Below are 23,761 nucleotides of genomic sequence, written 5' to 3'. Positions count from 1 at the left end.
ATTCGGCATGCGGACCGGCTGACTGCGTCGGCCCGCATCGGTTGCTGACGACTTGCTGACAACTGATGCGCTGCTTCGACCGCTTCACCCTACTGCGGCCGACGATCACGGTGCGCCCGCGCCGCCCCCGACCGGGGCGTCGCCGCTCGGGGGCTCCTCGTGCGGCGCCAGGGAGGCGAGATCGCCGGTGTCCCCGAGGCGGACCAGGAACGGACGCAGTCGTGTGTAGCGGATCGCGGTGATGGAACACGGTTCGACAGAGATCCGCTGGAAGAGGTCCAGGTGAAGTCCGAGTGCGTCGGCGACGAGCGACTTGATGATGTCGCCGTGCGAACACATGAGGTAGACGGCGTCGCTGCCGTGGTCGCGCTCCACGCGCGCGTTCCACTCGCGTACCGCCTCGGCGGCGCGGGTCTGCATGGCCCGCATCGACTCGCCGCCGGGGAAGGCCGCCGCGGAGGGATGCGCCTGGACGACCTCCATCAGCGGCTCGTCCCTCAGCTCGGCGAGCTTGCGGCCGGACCAGTCGCCGTAGTGCGCCTCGCCGATGCGCTCCTCGGTGTGCGCGCGCAGCTCGGGCCGGGCGTCGAGCAACGGCTGCACGGTCTCCTGGCAGCGCTGCAGGGGGCTGGTGACGACTTCGGAGAGCGGCAGCGCGGCGAGCCGCCCGGGCAGCGCCGCGGCCTGCTGGGCCCCGCGCTCGTCGAGGGCGACACCGGGGGTCCAGCCGGCGAGCAGACCCGCGGTGTTGGCGGTCGAGCGTCCGTGCCGGACGAGGATCAGGGTGGGCATGCGAACCAGCGTAAACGGGTGAGGCCCGGACCCGTCCTGGCCTGTGGACAGCCGGGGCCGGCGTGCGCCCCGGCCGGGGCGGCGGGAGAATACGCTCCGTGATCGTCGACTGGGCCATCTACCGCGCCGGACGCCGGACCGAGGGCCCCGAGGACCTCTCGGACGCCCTGGACACGGCGCGTGCCGAGGGCGACGCGTTCGTCTGGATCGGTCTGAACGAACCGACGAGACAGGAGTTCGACCTCGTCAGCAGCGAGTTCGGGCTGCATCCGCTGGCGGTGGAGGACGCGCTGAAGGCGCACCAGCGGCCCAAGCTGGAGGTCTACGACGACTCGCTGTTCATGGTCCTCAAGCCGGTCTGCTACGAACCGGAGAGTGACGTCGTCACCGCCGGCGAGGTCATGGTCTTCGTCGGGGATTCGTTCGTGGTGACCGTCCGGCACGGCGAGAGTTCACCGCTCGCGGCCGTACGGCGCCGTCTGGAGGCGGACCCCGAGTCGCTGCGGCGCGGGCCGACGACGGTGCTCTACTCGATCGCCGACGCGACGGTGGACCACTACCTGGAGGTGGCGACCGAACTGGGGGCCGACCTGGAGGAACTGGAGGCGGAGGTCTTCTCGCCGTCCGTGGGGGGCTCGCGGCACACCGCGTCCAGGATCTACGCCTTCAAGCGCCAGGTCATGGAGTTCCGCCGGGCGACGGGCCCGCTGACCGTCCCGCTGACCCGGCTCGCGGGAACCGGCGCGACCGGTACCGCGGTGCCGTTCGTGAACGCCGCGGCGCAGCCCTTCTTCCGGGACGTGAACGACCATCTGACGCGGGTGAACGAGTCGGTGGAGGGTCTGGACCGGCTGGTGTCGGACATCCTGTCGGCGCATCTCGCGCAGATGAGCGTGCGGCAGAACGACGACATGCGGAAGATCTCCGCGTGGGCGGCGATGGCCGCGGTCCCCACGCTGATCGCCGGGATCTACGGCATGAACTTCGACCACATGCCGGAGCTGCACTGGCTGTGGTCGTACCCGGCGGTGGTGCTGGGGATGGTCACGCTGGAGATCCTGCTGTACCGGCTCTTCAAGCGGCGGGGCTGGCTGTAGCGGCGGGTTCGCCCGAGGCCAGGGCGCCCGAGACTCGCGTGCCGTCTGCCGCGAGGACCGGCCGGGGTGTCCCGGCCGCGGATCACGCGAGCTCGTGCGCCGCGGCCGGGGGACCGCCCAGCGCGTCACGCCGTTCGGGCATCCGCAGGGAGACCATGCGGCGCCAGCCGCCCGCCCGCTCGTAGGCGTAGACGGCGTGGATGCCCGCGGTGAGCGTCACCGCCTTGGCCCGGGGCCAGTCGAGGATGCGCCCCATGTGGGCCGTCACCGCGAGACTGACGTCCCGGTAGACGCGGATCTCGGCGAGGGCGCAGGCGCGCAGCGTCCGCCGGATGGCGTGGCCGTGGCCGGCCGAGGCGAAGCGCAGCAGTTCCTCGTGGCAGTAGGCGAGATGGCCGTCCTCGTCGTCGGCGATCATCCGGACGGCGCGGCCGAGATCGGGATGGTCCGCGAAGTGCCTGCGCAACAGGTCCATCTGCTCGGACGCGCGCTGCTCGGTGACCCTGCTGTGGGCGAGATACGTGACGATGTCCCGCACGCTGAGCCGCTGCTCGCTCCTGAGCTTCTCGTGGGCGAGGCCGATGCCCCGGCGTTCGAGGAGCATCGTGTAGTCCGTGTCGGCCGGGACCGCGACCGGGGTGAGGCCCCGCTTCTTCATCAGGGCGTTGAAGATCCGCCCGTGCTTGTCCTCGTCGGCGCCGTGCCGGGCGATCTTCGGCGCGAGCCCGCGTTCGTCCGGGGGGACGAGCGCGGCGATGCGCCCGTTCTCCCAGCCGCCCTGCGATTCCCCGCCGGCGGCGATGGAGCAGAAGAGCCGGAACGACTCGTCGTTGTCGAGGATCTCCTGGAACAGACTCTTGGCCGAAAGCATGACTCGCACCTCTCCGCAGGTTCCGCAGAAAACGAGTCAAATCGGATGCCGGAGACCCGGCAACCGATGTGTCGGACAAATCCGCCGAACGAAGGAGGGACAGGGAGGCCAGGACGCGTAACCGAGCGGGCTCCCGCGCGTTGTTCACAGTGACGGCCGTGGCGGGGAAGACCCCCGAGCCCCCACCACGGCCGCAGAACTCCTCTGTCGGAGCACGTCGGGTATCCGACAGGTACCGAGATGCATCGAGGCTCTTCGACGTTCGCCGATACTTGTAGACATCTCTCGAAGATTTTCGAGGGTGCCGAGGCTTGTCGAGTGCTTGTCGCGGTTTCTCGAAATTTGTCGGCGTTCGTCGAATCGCTCCGTCGCGTTACGCCAGACCGGCCCGCTCCAGGGCGTCGGTGCCGGCGCGCAGCGAGGCGAGGCGATCGTCCAGCGTGAAGCCCGCGGGCGCCAGCGTGAGCGTGGTGACGCCGGCCGCCGCGTACGCCCGCATGCGGTCGGCGATGCGGTCGACGGAACCGAGCAGCGTGGTCTGGTCGATCAGCGCGTGCGGGACGGCGGCCGCGGCGCCCTCCTTGTCGCCGGACAGGTACTTGTCCTGGATCTCGGCGGCCTCCTTCTCGTACCCCATGCGCTGGGCGAGCTGGTTGTAGAAGTTCTGCTTGCGGCTGCCCATCCCGCCGACGTACAGCGCGGTGTAGGGGCGGAACATGTCGGCGAGCGCCGTCACGTCCTTGTCGGCGCCGACGGAGAGCGGCAGCGTCGGGCAGACGTCGAAGCCCTCCATCGTCAGGCCGGCCTTCTCCCGGCCCGCGCGCAGGTACGTGATCGCGGTGTCCTCCAGGTGCTCGGCCGAGGGGAAGATCAGCAGCGCGCCGTCGGCGATCTCACCGGTCTGCTCCAGGTTCTTCGGGCCGATCGCGGCGACGTACAGCGGGATGTGCTCGCGCTCGGGGTGCACCGTCAGCTTGATCGGCTTGCCCGGGCCGCCCGGCAGCGGCAGCGTCCAGTGCTCCCCCTCGTACGAGAGCCGCTCCCGGGTCATCGCCTTCCGTACGATCTCCACGTACTCGCGGGTCCGGGCCAGCGGCTTGTCGAACTTGACGCCGTACCAGCCCTCCGAGACCTGCGGCCCGGACACGCCGAGGCCGAGGCGGAAGCGGCCGCCGGAGAGCGAGTCGAGGGTGGCGGCGGTCATCGCGGTCATCGCCGGCTGGCGGGCCGGGATCTGGAAGATGGCCGAGCCGACGTCGATGCGCTCGGTCTGTGCGGCGACCCAGCTGAGCACGGTCGCCGCGTCGGAGCCATAGGCCTCGGCGGCCCAGCAGACGGCGTACCCGAGCCGGTCCGCCTCCTGGGCGACGGCCAGATTGTCCGCGTCCATTCCGGCACCCCAGTAGCCGAGGTTGATCCCGAGCTGCATGGCCGATCCCCTTACCGATCAGTAACGTCCCTTGTGCCGGAGACCCTAGCGCGCGGACGGGCATCCTGGCAGGAACCGGTTCCGGCTCTGATCATCCAGGTTGTCCACAGGGCCACCACGAGGTGAGTTCTGGCCAGTAATCTCGGCGTCCATGGAGCAGAGGCATCTCGGCCGTACCGGCCTTCGCGTGTCCCGGATCGGACTCGGCACCCTCACCTGGGGCCGGGACACCGACGAGCATGACGCCGCGGAGCTGTTGAAGGTGTTCTGGGAAGCGGGCGGGAACCTCGTCGACACCGCGGACGTGTACGGCGACGGAGAGGCCGAGTACGTGCTCGGACAACTCATAGAAGGGCTGGTGCCGCGCCGCGACCTGGTCATCTCCACCAAGGCGGGCAGCGTCCCCGACCCGGACCGGCGGTTCGACGGCTCGCGCGGACACCTCCTGTCGGCACTCGACGCCTCGCTCCAGCGTCTGGGCACCGACTACGTGGACCTGTGGCACGTGCACGCCTTCGACCCCGGCACCCCGCTGGACGAGACCCTCCAGGCACTCGACCTCGCGGTCAGCAGCGGACGCGCCCGGTACGCGGGCGTGTCGAACTTCTGCGGCTGGCAGCTGGCCAAGGCGGCGACCTGGCAGCTCGCCGCGCCCGGGACACGGACCCGGCTGGCCAGTACGCAGATGGAGTACTCCCTGCTCCAGCGCGGCGTCGAACGGGAGGTGCTGCCCGCGGCCCTCGACCTCGGCGTCGGGCTGCTGCCCTCCTCCCCGCTCGGCCGGGGCGTGCTCACCGGGAAGTACCGGGGCGGTACGCCGTCCGACTCCCGGGGCGGCTCGGAGCATCTCGCGCCCTTCGTCGCGCCGTACCTGGACGACACGGCGAGCAGCATCGTGGACGCGGTGACGACCGCCGCGGACGGCCTCGCGGTCACGCCGCTCCACGTCGCGCTCGCCTGGATCCGCGACCGGCCCGGAGTCGCCGCCCCGGTCGTCGGCGCGCGCAACGCGCAGCAGCTCATGGGCGCTTTGTCAGTGGAGGCCCTTAGTCTTCCTGACGAGATCCGCCGGGCGCTCGACGATGTGTCGGCACCGGTGCACCACTATCCCGATCACGACTGGAGCACGCTGTGAGCACGGAGCCCGAGACCACGGAGGAAGCGGAGCCGGGGGCCCTGGGCGCCGCGGCGGAGGGCGACGCCCCTGGGGCCGGTGAGGCGACCGGGACCGGTGAGGCGTCCTCCACCAGCGCGGACGGGGACGCGGAAGGGGACGTCGAGGGCGAGCCCGGGAGTGCCGAGGTACTGACCGAGGGGACCGGGGGCCCCGGAGCCGGGACCGAGAAGGCCGCCCAACTGTCCGAGGCCGAGGCCGAGTTGGCGGCTCAGCGGCTGGAGCGGGAGCGGATCGAGCGGCGGAAGGCCGAGAAGCGGGGGCCGATCGCCGCCGGTGCCGGGCTCAGCGGGACGGCCGCCGAGCTGCTGGCGGCGGTACGGGCCGTGGAGAGCGGCGAGAAGCCCGTGGCCACCTCCTTCCGCGAGCCCGAGCAGGCCCCGCGCGGCACCGCGCCGGAGCCCGCGCGACACCCGCGACCGGTGTCCGCCCCGGCCGCGTCCGCGCCTGCTCCCGCCCCGCGGACCGTCGAGGCCGTTCGCGCCGTCCTGACCGGCGGCGGCGCTCCCGACGGGCTCGCACCGCAGGTCGTCGCCGCCCTGGGCGAGGGCGCGGACGGACAGCTGCGCGAGGACCCCTGGCAGTTGCTGCGGGTCGCCGGGGTACGGCCGGAGCAGGCCGACGGGTTCGCCCGTGCGCTGCTCGGCGCGGAATGCGGTCCGGACGACGAGCGGCGCGGCCGCGCCCTCATCGTGTGGCTCCTCGAACAGGCGGCGCTCGCCGGGCACACCGCCCTCGACGCTCCGGCGCTCACCACCGCGCTCGCCCAGCGCGCCGTCCCGGACCCCGACGAGGCCGTGCAGAGCGCCCTCGCCGAGGGCGAGGCGCTGGTCTTCCAGGACGCGCTGGAGACGGCGGCCCCCGTGGCGGCCCCCGCGCGGGACGACGCCGAGGAGAGCGCCGAAGAAGGCGAGGAGCGCCCGGTGCGTGTCCTCGTGGGCCTGGAACGGTACGCACTGGCCGAGGAGAGTCTCGCCGACGGACTGGCCCGGGTGATGAACTCCGTGCCGAAGGACGAGGGGGCGGCGGCCGGCTGGGAGCAGGCCGCCGCCTCCGCCGGCCGCTCCGCCGCCGAACTGATCCGCACGGTCGCCGGCCACGGCCTGGTCCTGCACACCGGCGGCGACGCCTCCCGGGCCGAGGCGGCGGCCCTGCTGCACGCCGCGCGCGGTCTCGGCCTGCGCGCCTGGGCCGCCACCCACACCGCCGGCGGCCGTGACCTCCGCCCCTCCGGGCCGGCCGGGCACGACCTGCCGGACGGACCCGAGGGCGTTATGGACACCGCCGTCGTCACCGTCGCGGATCTGCTGTCCGGCGCAGAGGGCCCTGGCCGGGACGCGGACGGCGCCCTGGACCTCGACCTCCTCGTCGTCCTCGACGCGCCCCAGCTCGACGTGGAGACGGCGGCCGTGCTCGCCGAGTCGCTGCCGGACGGCGCACGGCTGGTGCTGAGCGGAGACCCGGGGGTGCTGTGGTCCGCGGGGCCCGGCAGGGTCTTCGCGGACCTGCTCGCCGCCCGCGTGTGCCCGCAGATCGCCTCGCGGACGCCGGACCCGGGACCCGTCGGGGAGCTGGTCTCCGGAGTCGGGATCGGCGAGCTGAACCAGGTGGAGGCGCCCGGCAAGGAGGTCGTGATCGTCCCGGTGCGCGACGCCGGTGAGGCGGTGCTCCGCACCGTGCAGCTGGTCGCGGACTCGGTGCCGCGCGCGATCGGCATCCCGGCCGAGCAGACGCAGGTGATCACTCCGGGGCACGGCGGCGCGGTGGGCACGCGCGCGCTCAACACCGCGCTCAAGGAACGGCTGAATCCGGGCCCCGGCCGCTTCGGGGGCTTCGACCCGGGTGACCGGATCGCCTACTCCCCCGCGCCGGGCCGGACGATGCCGGGTCATGTGGTGAAGGCCGACGCCGACGGACTGCACCTGGACTGCTCGGGTGCCCCCGTCGTCGTACCGAAGGAGCGGGTGGAGCAGTCCGTTCGGCTCGGGTGGGCGCTCACCGCGCACCAGGCGGTCGGCCTGCGCTGGCCCGCCGCGGTCGTGGTGCTCCCGGGCGACGCCGCGGCCGCCCTGACCAGACCGTGGGTCTACACCGCCTTCGGCCGCGCCGAGCGCCATCTGTCCGTGGTCCACGGGGTGGAGCAGGCGCTGCAGCGGGCCGTGGCCGAGGTCCCGCAGAAGTCCCGCACCACGCGCCTGCCGGCCCTGCTCAAGGCACAGGTCCCGACCGCGAGCTGAGCCTCACGGGCAGGTCTCCGGGCGAGCCTCGCAGACGGGCCTCCTCACGGGGGGGCGCCTCGCAAGCGGGCCTCACAGGCAAGACGCCTCACGGACGGCCTCACAAAAGAGGTGGCGGTCACCGGACTCCGGTGACCGCCACCTCCTCGCGCCGGGCTCAGCGATCGGCGTCCTGGGGCTCCAGATCTCCGTCCTCGTCCAGTTCGGAGTCCGTGTCGAGGTCGTCCTCTTCGTCGTCGTCCGACTCGTCGTCGAAGACCGCGCTGACGTCGAAACGGCAGACGACGCGCTGGGGGTCGATCGCCTCGAAGGGGGTCTCCAGCCACTCGCCGGGGTCGGCCGGGGCGTCCGCGGCCGTGACCCAGAGCGTGGAGTCGCCCTCCTCCAGACCGAACTCCTTGTGCCGGGAGGCGATCTCGTCCGGTTCGAACTCGCCGAACAGGACACCGAGCGCCCCGTGGACCGTGCCGGACGCCGCGTCGAAGCCCGCGGCAGCGGTGGCGCCGTCCTCCTCCACCGCCTCCACCCGCTGGGCCTGTGCCAGAAGTCGCTGGGGCTCCACCACCGCGTAGTCCCGACGGATCAGGACGCTGAGGGCGTTCGGCTCCTCGGGGCCCGTGTACGGCGGCAGTGTGTCGTCGCCCGCGGGGATCTCGAAGGGGGTGACCTCGTCGTAGCGGTCGTAGAGCAGCTCGTCGTACTCCTCGGCCGCGGCGGCCAGCTCGTTGAACGCCTCGTAGACGGCCGGGTCGTCGTCGCCCGACCTGCGCTCGACCGCGGCCAGGTGGCGGTCGAGTGCGGTCTTGACAGCCTCGGCGGCGGCGCGTACCTCGGCAGCGGTGGGCTGCACAGCATCAGACATAGTGCAGACGCTATCCGTACACGGGCTCTGCCCGCACAATAGATGCGATGCCGGAATACGAATTTGTCGACGTGTACGTACCGCGCGGGGTTTCCCGCAAGGAGGCCACACGTCTGCTGACGGACCATGCGGAGTACGGACACTGGGAGTTGGACCGCCTCAGCCTGCATCGCGACGGCAGCCGCAGGGTGCGGTTGCGCCGGCGGATCATCCGCCAGGTGCGTGCCACGTGGTGAGTGGAAGCGACTGAAACGGAGCGGGCCCCGCCCAGTGCGGGGCCCGCTCCGTTCCGGCGCCACCGGGGGACACGCGGGTACCGCGACGGCACATCTGCCAGTGCCCGCGCGGCCGTGCGCGTCCCTGTCCCCCGGCCTGCCCGTCGTGCCGGTTACGCGCTCGCGCGCGCCCGGCGGTAGAGCACCGCACCTGCCAGGAGGGCGCCCGCGCCCGCCGGGATCACCGCGCCGAGCGGCAGCTCACTGCCGGTGTGGGCGAGCTGTGCGGCGCTGTGCGGCTGGGAGACGGACTGCGTCCCCGGGTGAGCGGGGTGCGCCGGCGTCACGGGCTGACCCGGGGTCCCGGGAGTTCCGGGCTGACCCGGGGTACCAGGAGTTCCAGGCTGACCCGGATTCCCCGGCTCACCGGGGTGACCGGGGTGCCCCGGGTGACCAGGCTCACCCGGATGTCCCGGGTGCCCAGGCTGACCGGGGTGGCCCGGATGTCCGGGGTGACCAGGGTGACCAGGGTGACCAGGCTCACCCGGGTACCCGGGGTGGTGGTGGCCGGGAGGACAAGGGTGCCCAGGTTCACCGGGATGTCCGGGGTGCCCCGGGTGGCCGGGATGTCCAGGCTGGCCGGGGTGCCCAGGCTGCCCAGGCTGGCCGGGGTGGCCGGGGTGCCCAGGCTGACCCGGATATCCCGGGTGGCCGGGGTGCCCCGGAGGTGTCTGGTGGCCGCCTCCGTGTCCGCCGGTACCGTTCCCGCACGCGTTGCCCAGCGCCCCGTTTCCGATTCCGATCACGTTCACGCTGTTGCCGCAGGCGTTGACCGGCACGTCGACCGGTACCTGGATGTGGTTGCCGGAGCCGACCCCCGGGGAGCCGACGGCGTGGCCGCCGGCGTGCGCGCCACCACCGTGACCGCCGCCGTAACCACCCCCGTGACCGCCGCCGTAGCCGCCTCCGTGACCTCCGGAGGACGACGCACCGCCGCCCTGGTTGACACACGTGTTGCCCATCGCCGGGTTCAGCAACCCGACGACGTTCACGGTGTTTCCGCAGGCATTGACCGGCACGTGCACCGGCGCCTGCACCGTGTTGCCCGACAGCACGCCGGGTGAGTTGGAAGTGAAGCCGCTCGCACCCGAGTCGGCGTGCGCGTAGCCCCCGGTCGCGGCGATCACGCCGGTCGCGGCCGCCACGGTCATCAGGCCCTTGCGGGTGACCTGTCGCATAGCTGTTTTCCCTGCCTTAGCCCTCGGCTTGGACCATCCGGAAAGCGCGCGCACCCCTACTGGCGCGTGCGCCGAAGCCGGTCGGCCCCGGAGCGCATGGCGCGCGCTCCGGGGCCGACCGCTCAGCCCCTCGTGGAGTCGGACCCCGGCGGAGCCGGACCCCAAGGGGTGGGGCACAACGTCAGTGGTTGATGCAGGTGTTGCCGAAGGCGGGGTTCAGCAGCCCGATCACGGAGACCGTGTTGCCGCAGACGTTCACCGGGATGTGAACGGGCACCTGAATGACGTTGCCGGAAACGACGCCCGGGGAGTGCACGGCGGCACCCTGAGCACCCGAGTCGGCGACGGCCAGGCCCGCACCCGCGAGAACCAGACCACCAGTGGCAGCCGCAGCGGCGACGACCTTCTTGATCATTATTCCTCCTTGTTGGCAATGCGATCCCAGCTTCGGACCGCATCACCTGTAACGAGGAAGGAGTAATGGAGCTACGAGCTTATCGTCGGATTCACTCGTCCCGGGCGGCCTCCGTACGCACGGTCGATTGCGGGCGTCAACACGTCAGGACGCCTCGATGAACCGGTCGAGAACCCGCACGCCGAACCGCAGCGCGTCCACCGGCACCCGCTCGTCGACCCCGTGGAACATGCCCGCGAAGTCCAGTTCCGGCGGCAGTTTCAGCGGGGCGAAGCCGAAGCAGCGGATCCCGAGGTCGGCGAAGGACTTCGCGTCGGTGCCGGCCGAGAGCATGTACGGGACGGCGCGGGCGATCGGGTCCTCGGCGGACAGCGCGGTCTGCATGGCGTCGACCAGCGCTCCGTCGAAGGTGGTCTCCAGGGCCTTGTCCGCGTGGACGTCCTCACGCCTGACCCGCGGGCCGAGGATCCGGTCCAGATCGGCGAGGAACTCCTCCTCGTACCCCGGCAGATAGCGCCCGTCGATGTGGGCGGTCGCCTGCCCGGGGATCACGTTGACCTTGTAACCGGCGCCCAGCTGGGTCGGGTTGGCGGTGTTCTGCAGCGAGGCGCCGATGAGCTTGGCGATGCCGCCGAGCCTGGCCAGCGTCTCGTCCATGTTCTCCGGGTCGAGCTCGGTGCCGAGCGCGTCGCCGAGCTCGTCGAGGAAGTGCCGCAGGGTCTTGGTCACCCGCACCGGGAACGTGTGCCGGCCCAGCCGGCCGACGGCCTCGGACAGCTCGGTGATGGCGTTGTCCCGGTGGATCATCGAACCGTGCCCGGCGGTGCCGTCCACGGTCAGCTTCATCCAGTGCATGCCCTTCTGCGCGGTCTCGACGAGATACAGCCGCAGCTTCTCGTTGACCGTGAAGGAGAACCCGCCGACCTCGCCGATCGCCTCCGTGACGCCCTCGAAGAGGTCCGGGTGCTTGTCGACCAGGTGCCGGGCGCCCCAGGTGCCGCCGGCCTCCTCGTCCGCCAGGAAGGCGAGGACGATGTCACGGGGCGGCTTGCGGCCGGTGCGCAGCCGGTCCCGTACGACCGCCAGCGTCATGGCGTCCATGTCCTTCATGTCGACCGCGCCGCGGCCCCAGACCATCCCGTCCGCGATCTCGCCGGAGAACGGGTGGTGGGTCCAGTCCGCCGCGTTGGCCGGCACGACGTCCGTGTGCCCGTGGATGAGCAGCGCCGGGCGCGAGGGGTCCTCGCCCTCGATACGGGCCACCGTGGAGGCGCGGCCCTGGTGGGACTCGAAGATCTGCGGTTCGAGTCCGACCTCGGCGAGCTTCTCGGCCACGTACTCCGCGGCCTTGCGCTCACCCGGCCCGGAGTGGTCGCCGTAGTTGCTGGTGTCGATCCGGATGAGGTCGCGACAGAGGTCCACGACCTCGTCCTCGCCGGAGACGCTCCTGGTCGTGTTGGACTCGCTCACGCTGCTTCCTCCCACTGTCACTGCTGGTGGTCCCCCTCATCCTCTCCCCCACCCCCCGCCCGGCCCAAGGCCGGACCCGGCCCGTCACGCGCCGTTCACGCGGCGACGGGGCGTGATCGGAGGCCCTCGAAAGCCTGGTAATGTTTCCTCTGTCGCCGCGAGGGAAACCCCGCGCGACAGACACCTTGTCCGGGTGGCGGAATGGCAGACGCGCTAGCTTGAGGTGCTAGTGCCCTTTATCGGGCGTGGGGGTTCAAGTCCCCCCTCGGACACACAGTGATGAGCGAGGGCCGCGACCATCAGGTCGTGGCCCTCGCTCGTTGTGTCCACGGCGTCACGGACGGATGTGGGGCAGATCTCGTCAAGCTGACATAATCCCACGTCAGAGCCTCGTCCGCACAGCGGAATGATCGGTTCCGATGCCTCGGGCGGCCCCTTCGCATGGCTGATGACCAGGCACGGGGCTAGCGTCGTACTAAAATTCCACGCTTGTTTGGAGCTGGACCGGAATATCCCCAGGCATACCTGCGGGCCCACCAGCGCCCCGGACGCTCCGGGAACAACTCGTGAGGACCTGATGGCAGCCCTCGAGCAAGGCCCCGCTTTCGCACTGTTCGACGAGGAGGTGCGCGCGGAGTTCGGCGACCCCGCGCGCTTCTCCGCCTCCTCCGCCGCCTCTCCCCGCACCCTGATCGACATCCTCGACGCCTCCGTCCGGGCGTACCCCGACGAGCCCGCCCTCGACGACGGCCACCGCAGCCTCACCTACCGCGCCCTGTCCGTCGAGGTCGAGACCCTGCGCACCCGGCTGAGCGACGCCGGGGTGGGCCTCGGCGACCGCGTCGGCGTCCGCGTCCCCTCGGGCACCAACGACCTCTACGTCGCCGTCCTCGCCGTCCTGGCGGCCGGCGCGGCCTATGTGCCGGTGGACGCCGAGGACCCCGACGAGCGGGCCGAGCTGGTCTTCGGCGAAGCCGGGGTGCGGGCGGTCGTGGGGGCCGGGCACCGGCTGACCGTCAACGGCGTCTGCGAGGTTCCCGCCGCGCGGCCCGGAGTCGATCACGACGCGTGGATCATCTTCACCTCGGGCTCCACCGGCCGCCCCAAGGGCGTGGCCGTCAGTCACCGCAGCGCCGCCGCCTTCGTCGACGCCGAGGCGGACCTCTTCCTCGCCGAGGACCCGATCGGACCCGGCGACCGGGTCATGGCGGGCCTCTCCGTCGCCTTCGACGCCTCCTGCGAGGAGATGTGGCTGGCCTGGCGGTACGGGGCCTGCCTGGTACCGGTGCCGCGCTCCCAGGTCCGCAGCGGCGCCGACCTGGGGCCCTGGCTGGTCGAGCAGGAGATCACCGTCGTCTCCACCGTGCCCACCCTGGCCGCCCTCTGGGAGCCGGAGACCCTCAACGAGGTCCGGCTGCTGATCTTCGGCGGTGAGGCCTGCCCGCCCGAGCTGGTGCAGCGTCTGGTGACCGAGGGCCGTGAGGTGTGGAACACCTACGGACCCACCGAGGCCACCGTCGTCGCCTGCGCCTCCCTCATGACCGGTGCGGAGCCCATCCGGATCGGCCTGCCCCTGAACGGCTGGGAGCTCGCCGTCGTCGACGAGGCCGGCGAGCCGGTCGCGATGGGCGACAGCGGCCAGCTCGTGATCGGCGGGGTCGGTCTCGCCCGGTATCTCGACGCCGAGAAGGACGCGGAGAAGTACGCGCCGCTGAAGTCGCTCGGCTGGCAGCGGGCCTACCGGAGCGGTGACCTGGTCAAGGCCGAACCCGAAGGACTGGTCTTCCTCGGGCGGGCCGACGAGCAGATCAAGCTCGGCGGCCGCCGGATCGAGCTGGGTGAGGTGGACGCGGCCCTGCAGGCGCTGCCCGGCGTCGCCGGAGCCGCGGCCGCCGTCCGCACCGCGCGCGGCGGCAACCAGCTCCTCGTCGGCTATGTCGTCACCCAGGACGGCTGGGACCAGGCGAGCGCCGTCGAGAAGCTGCGCGCCGCGCTGCCGGCCGCCCTCGTCCCACTGCTCGCCCCGGTCGGGGACCTGCCGACCCGGACGTCCGGCAAGGTCGACCGCGCCGCGCTGCCCTGGCCGCTGGAGGGCCTGCAGACCGGCGGGACGAAGGAACAGCTCTACGGCACCGAGGCCTGGCTCGCCGAGCAGTGGAGCGAGGTCCTCGGTATCCCCGTGGGCAGCGCCTCGGACGACTTCTTCGCGATCGGCGGCAGCAGTCTCGCCGCCGCCCAGCTCACCACCCGGCTGCGCACCCGCCACCCCAGCGCCGCCGTGCTCGACATCTACCAGCAGCCCGTGCTGCGCAAGCTGGCCCGGCACCTGGAGAAGTCCGCGCAGGACGACGGCGCCGAGCGCGTCATCGCGCCCGTTCCGCTGCGGGCCAAGGTCGTCCAGCTGCTCGTGCTCGTCCCGCTCTTCGCACTGCTCGGGCTGCGCTGGACCGTGGCGCTGGCCGCACTCGGGAACGTGCTGCACTGGTTCGGCCCCTATCCCTGGGCGCCGAGCACCTCGTGGTGGCTCGTCGGCGCCGGGGCCCTCGTCCTGTTCAGCCCGCCGGGGCGGCTCGCCCTCGCGGCGGGCGGGGCCCGGCTGCTGATGCGCGGCGTCAAGCCCGGCCGCCATCCGCGCGGCGGCCGTGTGCACCTGCGGCTGTGGACGGCCGAGCGGCTGGCCGAGTTCAGCGGCGCGACCTCGCTGACGGGTTCCTGGCTGGAGCGGTACGCCCGCGCCCTCGGCGCCAAGGTCGGTCCGGACGTGGATCTGCACTCCCTGCCGCCGGTGACCGGCCTGCTCAAGCTGGGCCGGGGTGCCGCCGTCGAGTCCGAGGTGGACCTGTCGGGGCACTGGCTGGACGGTGACCGCCTGGAGATCGGCTCGGTGAAGGTGGGCGCGCACGCCGTCGTCGGCACCCGCAGCATCCTCTTCCCGGGGGCACGCGTCGGCAAGCGGGCCGAGGTGGCTCCCGGCTCGGCCGTCGTCGGACAGGTCCCCACCGGGCAGCGCTGGGCCGGAGCGCCCGCCGTGAAGCTCGGGAAGGCGAAGCGCGCCTGGCCCAAGGAGCGCCCGCGCCGGGGCACGTACTGGCGCGCGATGTACGGCGCGACGGGTTTCGCGCTGACCGCGCTGCCGCTGCTCGGCGGGCTGGCCGCGCTCCTCGTGGCGAGCCGGTTCGTGACACCGGACGCCGGTCTCGGCGAGGCCCTGCGGGGCGCCGCGGTGGCGCTGGTGCCGGCCACACTCGCCTTCGGGCTCACGTACGCGCTGCTGATCCTGGTCGGCGTACGGCTGCTCAGCCTCGGGCTGCGCGAGGGCACGTATCCGACGCACAGCAGGGTCGGCTGGCAGACCTGGACGGTCACCCAGCTGATGGACCGGTCCCGGGAGACGCTGTTCCCGCTGTACGCCGGACTGATCACACCGGTGTGGCTGCGGCTGCTCGGGATGAAGATCGGCCGGGGCGCCGAGGTCTCCACCGTGCTGGCGCTGCCGAGCCTGACCACGGTCGGCGAGGGCGCCTTCCTCGCGGACGACACCCTCACCGCTCCGTACGAACTGGGCGGCGGCTGGATGCGCATCGGACGGGCCGAGATCGGGCGCCGCGCGTTCCTCGGCAACTCCGGGATGACCGCGCCGGGCCGCAGCGTGCCGGACGGCGGTCTGGTCGGCGTGCTCTCCGCGACCCCGAAGAAGGCCAAGAAGGGCAGCTCCTACCTGGGACTGCCGCCGGTGAAGCTGCCGCGCGCGACGCAGGACGGCGACCAGAGCCGTACCTACGAGCCGCCCGCGCGGCTGCTGTGGGCCCGCGGTCTGGTGGAGCTGTGCAGGATCGTGCCGGTGTTCTGCTCGGCCGCGCTGGCCGTGCTCACCCTCGCCGCGCTCAGCGCGCTGGGGGCATGGGCCTGGGCGCTGAGCGGAGTGGTGCTGCTGGTCGCGGGCGCCGCCGCCGCGGTCCTGTCCATCGCCGCGAAGTGGCTGCTGGTGGGCCGTCACCGGGCCGGCGAGCACCCGCTGTGGAGCGGGTTCGTGTGGCGCAACGAGCTGGCGGACACGTTCGTCGAGGTGGTGGCCGTGCCGTGGCTGGCCGGATCCGTGCCCGGTACGCCGTTGATGACGGCGTGGCTGCGCGGCCTGGGCGCCCGGATCGGCAAGGGCACCTGGATCGAGAGCTACTGGCTGCCCGAGACGGATCTCGTGACCCTGGGGGACGCCTCCACGGTCAACCGCGGCTGTGTACTGCAGACCCACCTCTTCCACGACCGGATCTTGCGGACGGATAATGTGGTCCTCCGTGAGGGCGCCACCCTGGGCCCGGGCGGAATCGTCCTTCCCGGCAGCACAGTCGGGGCGCGCAGCACACTGGGACCCGCGTCGCTCGTCATGGCGGCGGAATCCGTTCCCGACGACACCCGCTGGCTGGGCAACCCGATCGAGGCATGGCGTTCCTAGGCGCGGCCCGTACGGCGTCCGGGGACGGTGCACCGGCACGTCGTACGAGCACAGCGCAGGGAGCAGACGCAGCAGTGACCGTTCAGCAGACAGTGGGATCGGACCCGTACTTCCCGGCCAACGGCGATCCCCGTTACCGGGTGCATCGGTACGAACTGGCGCTGGACTACCGCCCCGGCCCGAACCGGCTCTCCGGCACCGCGCGGATCAACGCGATAGCCGGCCGGGCCGCGCTCGCGGAGTTCCAGCTCAACCTGGCCGACTTCCGGATCGGCCGGATCCGGGTCGACGGCAAGGCACCGCACTACTCGCACCGGGGCGGCAGGCTGCGGGTCCGTCCGGCGAAGCCGATACGGGCCGGGGCCGCCTTCACCGTGGAGGTGCACTGGGCGGGCAACCCCAAGCCGGTGAACAGCCCCTGGGGCGGGCTCGGCTGGGAGGAGCTGGAGGACGGGGCCCTGGTGGCCAGCCAGCCGGTGGGGGCGCCGTCCTGGTATCCGTGCAACGACCGGCCGGCCGACAAGGCCTCGTACCAGATCTCGGTCACGACACCGTCGGCGTACGTGGTGGCGGCGGGCGGCAGGCTGCTGACCCGTACGACGAAGGCGTCGACGACCACCTGGGTGTACGAGCAGGCGGCGCCGACGTCCAGCTATCTGGTCGGGCTGTCGATCGGGAAGTACCAGACGGTGCTGCTGGGCGACCCGGGGCTCGGGGGTGTGCCGCAGACCGGGCATCTGCCCGCGGACCTGCTCGCCGAGTTCTCCCGCGACTTCGCGCGGCAGCCCGCGATGATGGAGCTGTTCGAGGAGCTCTTCGGGCCGTATCCGTTCGGCGAGTACGCCGTGGTGGTGACCGAGGAGGAGCTCGACGTCCCGGTGGAGGCGCAGGGGCTGTCGCTGTTCGGCGCGAACCACGTGGACGGGGCGCGCGGTTCGGAGCGGCTGATCGCGCACGAGCTGGCGCACCAGTGGTTCGGCAACAGTGTCTCCATCGCGGACTGGCGGCACATCTGGCTGAACGAGGGGTTCGCGAAGTACGCGGAGTGGCTGTGGTCGGAGCGGTCGGGCGGCCGTACCGCGCAGCAGCTGGCCGCGGTGGCGCACCGGAAGCTGGCCGTGCGGCCGCAGGACCTGGTGTTGTCCGACCCCGGCCGCAAGCTGATGTTCGACGACCGGCTGTACGAGCGCGGCGGGCTCACGCTGCACGCCCTGCGCTGCGCGATGGGCGACACGGCCTTCTTCCGCATGCTGCGCGGGTGGGCCGCCCTGCACCGGGGTGGCGCGGTCAGTACGGCGGTGTTCATCGCGCACGCCGCCCGCTACGCGGCGGAACCGCTGGACGACCTCTTCACGGCGTGGCTGCAGACGTCGAAGCTGCCGCCCCTGCCCGTTCTGGCGGCACCGATCCCAGCGCGGCCCTCGTACCCGCCGACGAACGCCGAGTCGGCCTGAGGGCCGTCCCGTGATCCCCGCCGGTCCGACGCGCGGGGGCGGACGCGGGCTGGGGGACAATGGCGGTCATGACCAGTCGTACCTGTCCGTGCGGGCTGCCCGAGCCGTACGAGAAGTGCTGTGGACGCTTCCACCGTGGTGAGGCGGCCGCGCCGACCGCCGAGGCGTTGATGCGGTCGCGGTACAGCGCGTTCGTCCAGCGGGACGAGGGGTATCTGCTGCGGACCTGGCATCCGCGGACGCGGCCGCCCCGGGTGGAGTTCGATCCCGGGACGCGGTGGACGGGTCTGGAGATCCTCGGGACGGGTCAGGGGTCGGCCTTCCACTCCACGGGGACCGTGACGTTCCGGGCGTCCTTCCGGGGCGGCTCGCTGCACGAGCGGAGCCGTTTCGAGCGGGTCGACGGCGCCTGGGTGTACGTGGACGGCGACTTCGCCGAGTAGTCCCGGCAGGGCACGGCCGAGCGGCGGTCACGGTGCCAGGATGTCGAGTTCCTGGAGGGCGCCGACGGTGATCTCGCGGGTGAGCTTCTCCGCGCGGACGGCGTCGCCCTCGCGGACCGCCTCCGCGACCCGCACGTGCAGGGTGACGGCGGCGGGGTCGGGGTCCTCGAACATGATCTCGTGGTGGGTGCGGCCCGCCAGCACCTCGGCGACGACGTCGCCGAGGCGGGCGAACATCTCGTTGCCCGACGCGTTGAGGATGACCCGGTGGAAGGCGACGTCGTGGACGAGGTACGCCTCCAGCTGCTGACCTCGTGAGGTGGCGACCATGCCGAGGGCGCACTCGGTGAGTTCGGCGCACTGCCCGGCGGTGGCGTGCCGGGCGGCCAGTCCCGCCGCGACGGGTTCGAGGGCGGAGCGCAGCACGGTGAGCGAGCGCAGTTGGTGGGGGCGGTCGGCGCCGGCCAGCCGCCACCGGATGACCTGCGGATCGTAGACGTTCCACTCGGCCTTGGGACGGACGGTCACACCGACCCGGCGGCGGGACTCCACCAGGTGCATGGACTCCAGCACCCTGACCGCCTCGCGCATCACCGACCGTGACACCTCGAAGCGCTGGGCCAGCTCGTCCGTGCGCAGGACGCTCCCCGGGGGGTACTCGCCCGCCGTGATGGCCGGTCCGAGGGCATCCAGTACCCGTCCGTGCAGCCCCCGGCCCCGTGTGCTCATGGGGTCAGGGTACGAGGCCGGGCTCACGAACAAAAAGTCAGACTTATATGTCACAGGGTCTTGAATTAGTCGTACCTAATAGGTTTCAGTGTCGTCGACATCAGATGTCGACGAGGACAGTGAGAGCACGATGCAGCAAGTGCGCACCCCCCATGTCGTCGTGGTCATGGGCGTCGCGGGTACCGGCAAGACCACCATCGGTCCCCTGCTCGCGGCCCGGCTCGACGTTCCGTACGCCGAGGGCGACGACTTCCATCCCCAGGCCAACATCGCCAAGATGACGGCCGGGACACCCCTGAGCGACGAGGACCGGTGGCCGTGGCTGGACGCCATCGGCCGCTGGGCGCACGAGCGCGACGGGCTCGGCGGGGTCGTCAGCAGTTCGGCGCTCAAGCGCGCCTACCGCGACCGGCTGCGGGCCGCGGCACCCGGGATCGTCTTCGTGCATCTGACCGGTGACCGCGCGCTCATCGAGGACCGGATGTCGCACCGTCAGGGGCACTTCATGCCGACGGCGCTGCTGGACTCGCAGTTCGCGACCCTCCAGCCGCTGGAAGCCGACGAGGCGGGCGTCCGCGTGGACGTCGCCGGCGGCCCCGAGGAGATCACCGAACGGGCGGTGGCCGCGCTCCGGTCCCTGGCCCGGCCCCCGCGGTAACCCCGCCCACCTGTCCGAAGACCTTTCTCAGAGCAAGGGAAAACCGTGACCAGACTCAGCGTCGAGATGCTGGCAGCGGACGCCGTCGAGCCGATCACCTCCGCGGGCCATGCCCAGCTGGGGGTCGCCGTGCTGGCGGGCATCGCCGTCATCGTCCTGCTGATCACCCAGTTCAAGCTGCACGCCTTTCTGGCCCTGACCATCGGCTCGCTCGCGCTCGGCGCGGTCGCCGGGGCGCCGCTCGACAAGGTGATCGTCAGCTTCACCACCGGCCTCGGCTCCACCGTCGCCGGTGTGGGCGTCCTGATCGCCCTGGGCGCGATACTCGGCAAACTGCTCGCCGACTCCGGCGGCGCCGACCAGATCGTCGACACGATCCTCGCCAAGGCGGGCGGTCGCGCCCTGCCGTGGGCGATGGTGCTGATCGCCTCCGTGATCGGACTGCCGCTGTTCTTCGAGGTCGGGATCGTGCTGCTGATCCCGGTCGTCCTGATGGTCGCCAAGCGCGGCAACTACTCCCTGATGCGCATCGGCATCCCGGCGCTGGCCGGCCTGTCCGTGATGCACGGCCTGATCCCGCCGCACCCCGGCCCGCTGGTCGCGATCGACGCGGTCAAGGCCAACCTCGGCGTCACGCTCGCGCTCGGTGTCCTGGTCGCCATCCCGACGGTGATCATCGCGGGCCCGGTCTTCTCCCGCTACGCGGCCCGCTGGGTGGACGTACCGGCCCCGGACCGCATGATCCCCGCCCGCGCCTCCGAGGAGCTGGAGAAGCGTCCCGGCTTCGGCGCCACCCTCGCCACGATGCTGCTGCCGGTCGTGCTGATGCTCTCCAAGGCGCTGGTCGACATCGTCGTGGACGACCCGGCGCACCAGGTGCAGCGCGTCTTCGACGTCGTCGGCTCGCCGCTGATCGCGCTGCTGGCGGCCGTCATCGTGGGCATGTTCACGCTGGGCCGCGCGGCAGGTTTCACCAAGGACCGCCTGTCCACCACGGTGGAGAAGTCCCTCGCGCCGATCGCGGGCATCCTGCTGATCGTGGGCGCGGGCGGCGGCTTCAAGCAGACCCTGATCGACGCCGGTGTGGGCCAGATGATCCTGGACATCTCCAAGGACTGGTCGATCCCCGCGCTGCTGCTCGCCTGGCTGATCGCGGTGGCCATCCGGCTCGCGACCGGTTCGGCGACCGTCGCCACCATCTCGGCGGCCGGCCTGGTCGCCCCTCTCGCCGCCGACATGTCGACCGCGCACACCTCACTCCTGGTGCTGGCCATCGGCGCGGGCTCGCTCTTCTTCAGCCATGTCAACGACGCCGGTTTCTGGCTGGTCAAGGAGTACTTCGGCCTGAGCGTCGGCCAGACGGTCAAGACCTGGTCGGTGATGGAGACGATCATCTCCGTGGTGGCCGGCGGACTCGTCCTCCTGCTGTCACTCGTGATCTAGGGGTACGGGGATGGGTCACCCTCTGTTCGACATCAGCGGCCGTACGGCCCTGGTCACCGGCTCCAGCCGGGGCATCGGACTGGCGCTCGCCCGCGGGCTCCTGGAAGCGGACTGCACGGTCGTCCTCAACGGACGCGACGCCGACCGCCTCACCCGGGCCGCCGCCGGACTGCCCGGCGACGTACGCACGGCGTGTTCGACGTCACCGACGGCCCCTCGGTGGCCGCCGGCATCGCGGACGTCGAACAGCGGGTGGGCCCGCTCGACATCCTGGTCAACAACGCGGGCATGCAACTGCGGGCCCCGTTGCTGGAGTTCACGGACGCGGACTGGCACCGGATCCTGGACACCAACCTCACGAGCGCGTTCCTGGTCGGCCGGGAGGCCGCGCGCCGGATGACCGGACGCGGCCACGGCAAGATCATCAACATCTGCTCGCTGCAGAGCGAGGTCGCGCGTCCGGGCATCGCCCCCTACGCGGCCACCAAGGGCGCGCTGAAGATGCTCACCAAGGGCATGTGCGCGGACTGGGGGCCGCACGGGGTACAGGTGAACGGACTGGGTCCCGGATACATCGAGACCGAACTGACCCGGCCCCTCGTCGAGGACGAGGAGTTCAGCGACTGGGTGCGGCGGCGCACCCCGGCCGGGCGGTGGGGCCGTACCGAGGACCTGGTCGGCGGAGTGCTCTTCCTCGCCTCGCCGGCGGCGGACTTCGTCGGCGGGCAGGTGCTGTACGTCGACGGCGGCATGACGAGTGTGCTCTGAGAGGTCCGAGAGGGACTCTGCGTCCGAGGGATTCTGAGAGGGATACGGCGATGCTCGGTTGTGTGATCCACGGGCAGGGAGATCTGCGGGTCGAGGAACTGCCCGTGCCGTCCGCCGGACCGGGGCAGGCGCTGGTAGCCGTCCGGTACGGCGGGATCTGCGGGTCCGACCTGCACTACTGGCGGCACGGCGGCGTCGGGGACTTCCGCCTGCGGGAGCCGATGGTGCTGGGCCACGAGGTCGTCGGGACGGTGGTGTCGTACGGTGCCGGGGCCTCGGGCCCGGCACCGGGTACGGCCGTCGCCGTGCACCCGGCCACGGCGTGCGGCACATGCCCCGAGTGCGCCGGCGGGCGGGCGAACGTGTGCCGGGAGACCCGCTACCTGGGCAGCGCGGCGCGTACGCCGCACGTCCAGGGCGGGTTCTCGGCCCTGCTGGCGGTACCCGCCGCGCAGTTGCGGGCGCTGCCCGCGGGGCTCGCGCCGCGGCGGGCCGCGCTCGCCGAACCGCTGTCGGTGGCCCTGCACGCCGTGCGCCGGGCCGGAGACGTGCGCGGCCGGCATGTGCTGGTCACGGGGGCCGGGCCGATCGGCTGCCTCGTGGTGGCCGCCGCGAAGGCCGCGGGCGCGGCACAGGTGACCGTCACCGATCCGCTGCCGCGGGCTCTGGAGTACGCGTCCCGGGCCGGGGCCGACACCCTCGTACGGGCCGACGAACCGGCCGATCCCGGGTGGCCCTCGGAGACCGATGTGGCCGTCGAGGCGTCCGGCGTGGCCGCGGGGCTGGACACCTGCCTGCGCCTCGTACGGCGCGGCGGGGTCGTGGTCCAGCTCGGCATGCTGCCGCCCGGGAGCAGCGCGTTCGCGGGGAACCTGCTGGTGAGCCGCGAGGTCGAGCTGCGGGGCGCGTTCCGTTTCGACGCGGAGTTCGACGAGGCGCCGGCCCTGCTCGCCGCCGAACCCCGCTTCGACGCGCTGATCAGCGCGGTCGTGCCGGTGGCGGACGCCGCGTCGGCGTTCGCCCTGGCGGCCGACCGCAGCCGCTCGTGCAAGGTGCTCCTGGACTTCGGGGAGCCGGCCCGGTAGGTCCCCCCCTGTCGCCCCTAGTGCTGCGCCGCGGAAGTTCCGCCGATGGCCATCGGCTCGTTGACCGGGCACCCCGCAGTTCTTCGCCAAGGCGGCCGAGGTATGCGCCCTCTACCGCAACTGCCCGCCGGGCTCAATGGTGCTGTCAGTGGACGAGAAGACCGCGATGGCCGCCCGCTCGCGCAAGCAGCCCGGCCGGCGGGCCCGGGGCGGGTGCGGCGGCGGGAGTTCGAGTACATCCGCCACGGCATCGTCTCGGTCACCGTCGCGCTGGACGTGTACACCGGTCAGGTGGTCATGGAGGAGCTGAAGCGCAACGACTCCGCGCACTTCATCCGGTTCCTGGCCCGGCTTCAGCGGTGCATTCCAACCGGGCTGACGATCCATCTGATCCTGGACAACGGCTCCTCGCACACTTCCAAGGCCACCCGGGCCTGGCTGAAGCGGCATCCGCGGATCGTGCCGCACTACACCCCCAAGCACGCCTCCTGGCTGAACCAGGTGGAGATCTTCTTCTCCCTGCCGGCCCGCGCCGTCCTGCGTCACGGCGACTTCTCCTCCCGCACCGACCTGCTTGAGAAGGTCAGCGACTTCGCCATCGTCCACAACGAGACGGCTTGTCCGTTCCGTTGGAACTACGACGGTCGACCCCGCGAGACCGGGGACGAGCCCGCCGCCGCGAAGGAAGAGCGCCATGCCCGCTGACTCCGTCCTGCAGATCAAGGTCACCCTGGCCGACATCCCTCCGCCGATCTGGCGACGGCTGCAGGTCCCGGCCGACCTCAAACTCGCCCGTCTGTACCCGGCGATCCAGACCGCGATGGGTTGGGAGAACTAGCACATGCACCTCTTCACCACCCCGGCCGGCGACTACGGGCTACGCGACAGCGAACCCGGTCACCGCGACGAGCGGAAGGCCCCGCTGGAT

20 protein-coding genes, 1 tRNA gene and 1 pseudogene are annotated in these 23,761 nt (G+C 72.0%); 14 read left to right on the top strand and 8 right to left on the bottom strand.

Features of this window, described 5'->3' with window-relative positions:
- Positions 1–105: 105 nt before the first annotated feature.
- On the bottom strand, positions 106–792 hold the full coding sequence (locus ABZV34_RS12455; protein ID WP_356274034.1) for a histidine phosphatase family protein: 687 nt from the start codon (positions 790–792) through the stop codon (positions 106–108).
- 98 nt (positions 793–890) lie between these two features.
- Here ABZV34_RS12455 and corA point away from each other — a divergent pair, with 98 nt between their 5' ends.
- Positions 891–1,889: a magnesium/cobalt transporter CorA gene (gene corA / locus ABZV34_RS12450; protein WP_356274031.1), complete on the top strand. Its 999-nt coding sequence runs from the start codon at positions 891–893 to the stop codon at positions 1,887–1,889.
- Positions 1,890–1,971: 82 nt separating this feature from the next.
- On the opposite strand, the gene ABZV34_RS12445 is transcribed toward corA, so the two are convergent.
- Both ABZV34_RS12445 and ABZV34_RS12440 read right to left on the bottom strand, forming a co-directional pair.
- The gene (locus ABZV34_RS12445) at positions 1,972–2,760 is read right to left on the bottom strand and encodes a ferritin-like domain-containing protein (protein ID WP_356274028.1); all 789 of its coding nucleotides are present in this window, start codon (positions 2,758–2,760) and stop codon (positions 1,972–1,974) included.
- Between the two features lie 373 nt (positions 2,761–3,133).
- Positions 3,134–4,189 carry an LLM class F420-dependent oxidoreductase gene (locus ABZV34_RS12440; RefSeq protein WP_356274025.1) on the bottom strand — a complete coding sequence of 352 codons (1,056 nt, stop codon included), beginning with the start codon at positions 4,187–4,189 and terminating at the stop codon, positions 3,134–3,136.
- 151 nt (positions 4,190–4,340) lie between these two features.
- Between ABZV34_RS12440 and ABZV34_RS12435 the strand changes: the two genes are divergently transcribed.
- Together ABZV34_RS12435 and ABZV34_RS12430 are read left to right on the top strand one after the other, a co-directional pair.
- Complete coding sequence (locus tag ABZV34_RS12435; RefSeq protein WP_356274022.1) at positions 4,341–5,324, top strand: aldo/keto reductase; 984 nt, start codon at positions 4,341–4,343, stop codon at positions 5,322–5,324.
- Positions 5,321–7,600 carry a helix-hairpin-helix domain-containing protein gene (locus ABZV34_RS12430; protein WP_356274019.1) on the top strand — a complete coding sequence of 760 codons (2,280 nt, stop codon included), beginning with the start codon at positions 5,321–5,323 and terminating at the stop codon, positions 7,598–7,600. Before ABZV34_RS12435 ends, ABZV34_RS12430 begins: the two co-directional genes overlap by 4 nt.
- A 157-nt stretch (positions 7,601–7,757) precedes the next feature.
- Here the strand turns inward: ABZV34_RS12430 and ABZV34_RS12425 are convergent, their stop codons facing one another.
- On the bottom strand, positions 7,758–8,462 hold the full coding sequence (locus ABZV34_RS12425; protein WP_356274016.1) for a hypothetical protein: 705 nt from the start codon (positions 8,460–8,462) through the stop codon (positions 7,758–7,760).
- Positions 8,463–8,509: 47 nt separating this feature from the next.
- Between ABZV34_RS12425 and ABZV34_RS12420 the strand changes: the two genes are divergently transcribed.
- Positions 8,510–8,698: a DUF5703 family protein gene (locus tag ABZV34_RS12420; RefSeq protein ID WP_005319466.1), complete on the top strand. Its 189-nt coding sequence runs from the start codon at positions 8,510–8,512 to the stop codon at positions 8,696–8,698.
- Between the two features lie 152 nt (positions 8,699–8,850).
- Here the strand turns inward: ABZV34_RS12420 and ABZV34_RS12415 are convergent, their stop codons facing one another.
- The 3 genes from ABZV34_RS12415 to ABZV34_RS12405 form a co-directional block, all read right to left on the bottom strand.
- On the bottom strand, positions 8,851–9,915 hold the full coding sequence (locus tag ABZV34_RS12415; RefSeq protein ID WP_356274013.1) for a chaplin: 1,065 nt from the start codon (positions 9,913–9,915) through the stop codon (positions 8,851–8,853).
- 181 nt (positions 9,916–10,096) lie between these two features.
- Positions 10,097–10,330, bottom strand: coding sequence for a chaplin ChpH (gene chpH, locus ABZV34_RS12410; RefSeq protein ID WP_153291494.1), 234 nt, complete (start codon positions 10,328–10,330; stop codon positions 10,097–10,099).
- Positions 10,331–10,474: 144 nt separating this feature from the next.
- Complete coding sequence (locus ABZV34_RS12405) at positions 10,475–11,800, bottom strand: M20/M25/M40 family metallo-hydrolase (protein WP_356274010.1); 1,326 nt, start codon at positions 11,798–11,800, stop codon at positions 10,475–10,477.
- A 187-nt stretch (positions 11,801–11,987) separates the two neighbouring features.
- Between ABZV34_RS12405 and ABZV34_RS12400 the strand changes: the two genes are divergently transcribed.
- The 4 genes from ABZV34_RS12400 to ABZV34_RS12385 all read left to right on the top strand — a co-directional run bounded on the left by ABZV34_RS12400 (position 11,988) and on the right by ABZV34_RS12385 (position 18,150).
- A tRNA-Leu gene (locus ABZV34_RS12400) sits at positions 11,988–12,072 on the top strand.
- A gap of 305 nt (positions 12,073–12,377) precedes the next feature.
- Positions 12,378–16,253 carry a Pls/PosA family non-ribosomal peptide synthetase gene (locus ABZV34_RS12395; protein WP_356274007.1) on the top strand — a complete coding sequence of 1,292 codons (3,876 nt, stop codon included), beginning with the start codon at positions 12,378–12,380 and terminating at the stop codon, positions 16,251–16,253.
- A 74-nt stretch (positions 16,254–16,327) separates the two neighbouring features.
- A complete protein-coding gene (locus ABZV34_RS12390; RefSeq protein ID WP_356274004.1) occupies positions 16,328–17,707 on the top strand; it encodes a M1 family metallopeptidase in 1,380 nt (459 codons plus the stop codon).
- A gap of 68 nt (positions 17,708–17,775) precedes the next feature.
- Complete coding sequence (locus ABZV34_RS12385) at positions 17,776–18,150, top strand: YchJ family metal-binding protein (RefSeq protein ID WP_356274001.1); 375 nt, start codon at positions 17,776–17,778, stop codon at positions 18,148–18,150.
- Positions 18,151–18,177: 27 nt separating this feature from the next.
- Here ABZV34_RS12385 and ABZV34_RS12380 read toward each other — a convergent pair whose 3' ends face one another.
- Positions 18,178–18,879 carry a FadR/GntR family transcriptional regulator gene (locus ABZV34_RS12380; RefSeq protein ID WP_356273999.1) on the bottom strand — a complete coding sequence of 234 codons (702 nt, stop codon included), beginning with the start codon at positions 18,877–18,879 and terminating at the stop codon, positions 18,178–18,180.
- Positions 18,880–19,009: 130 nt separating this feature from the next.
- Between ABZV34_RS12380 and ABZV34_RS12375 the strand changes: the two genes are divergently transcribed.
- The 6 genes and pseudogenes from ABZV34_RS12375 to ABZV34_RS12350 all read left to right on the top strand — a co-directional run bounded on the left by ABZV34_RS12375 (position 19,010) and on the right by ABZV34_RS12350 (position 23,671).
- Positions 19,010–19,537 carry a gluconokinase gene (locus ABZV34_RS12375; protein ID WP_356274193.1) on the top strand — a complete coding sequence of 176 codons (528 nt, stop codon included), beginning with the start codon at positions 19,010–19,012 and terminating at the stop codon, positions 19,535–19,537.
- 45 nt (positions 19,538–19,582) lie between these two features.
- Complete coding sequence (locus ABZV34_RS12370; protein ID WP_356273996.1) at positions 19,583–20,980, top strand: gluconate:H+ symporter; 1,398 nt, start codon at positions 19,583–19,585, stop codon at positions 20,978–20,980.
- A 10-nt stretch (positions 20,981–20,990) separates the two neighbouring features.
- Positions 20,991–21,748, top strand: a pseudogene (locus ABZV34_RS12365) (SDR family oxidoreductase).
- Between the two features lie 50 nt (positions 21,749–21,798).
- Entirely contained in the window at positions 21,799–22,833 is a 1,035-nt protein-coding gene (locus tag ABZV34_RS12360) for an L-idonate 5-dehydrogenase (RefSeq protein WP_356273993.1), read from the top strand.
- 102 nt (positions 22,834–22,935) lie between these two features.
- Positions 22,936–23,538: an IS630 family transposase gene (locus tag ABZV34_RS12355; protein ID WP_356273990.1), complete on the top strand. Its 603-nt coding sequence runs from the start codon at positions 22,936–22,938 to the stop codon at positions 23,536–23,538.
- Positions 23,528–23,671, top strand: coding sequence for a hypothetical protein (locus ABZV34_RS12350; protein WP_356273987.1), 144 nt, complete (start codon positions 23,528–23,530; stop codon positions 23,669–23,671). The genes ABZV34_RS12355 and ABZV34_RS12350 overlap by 11 nt, the downstream gene beginning before the upstream one ends.
- Positions 23,672–23,761 lie beyond the last annotated feature (90 nt).

Origin of the sequence: Streptomyces sp. NPDC005195 (assembly GCF_040608315.1) — a bacterium.
GTDB classification, from domain to species: domain Bacteria; phylum Actinomycetota; class Actinomycetes; order Streptomycetales; family Streptomycetaceae; genus Streptomyces; species Streptomyces kaempferi.
This window is presented reverse-complemented; position numbering and strand designations above follow the sequence as displayed.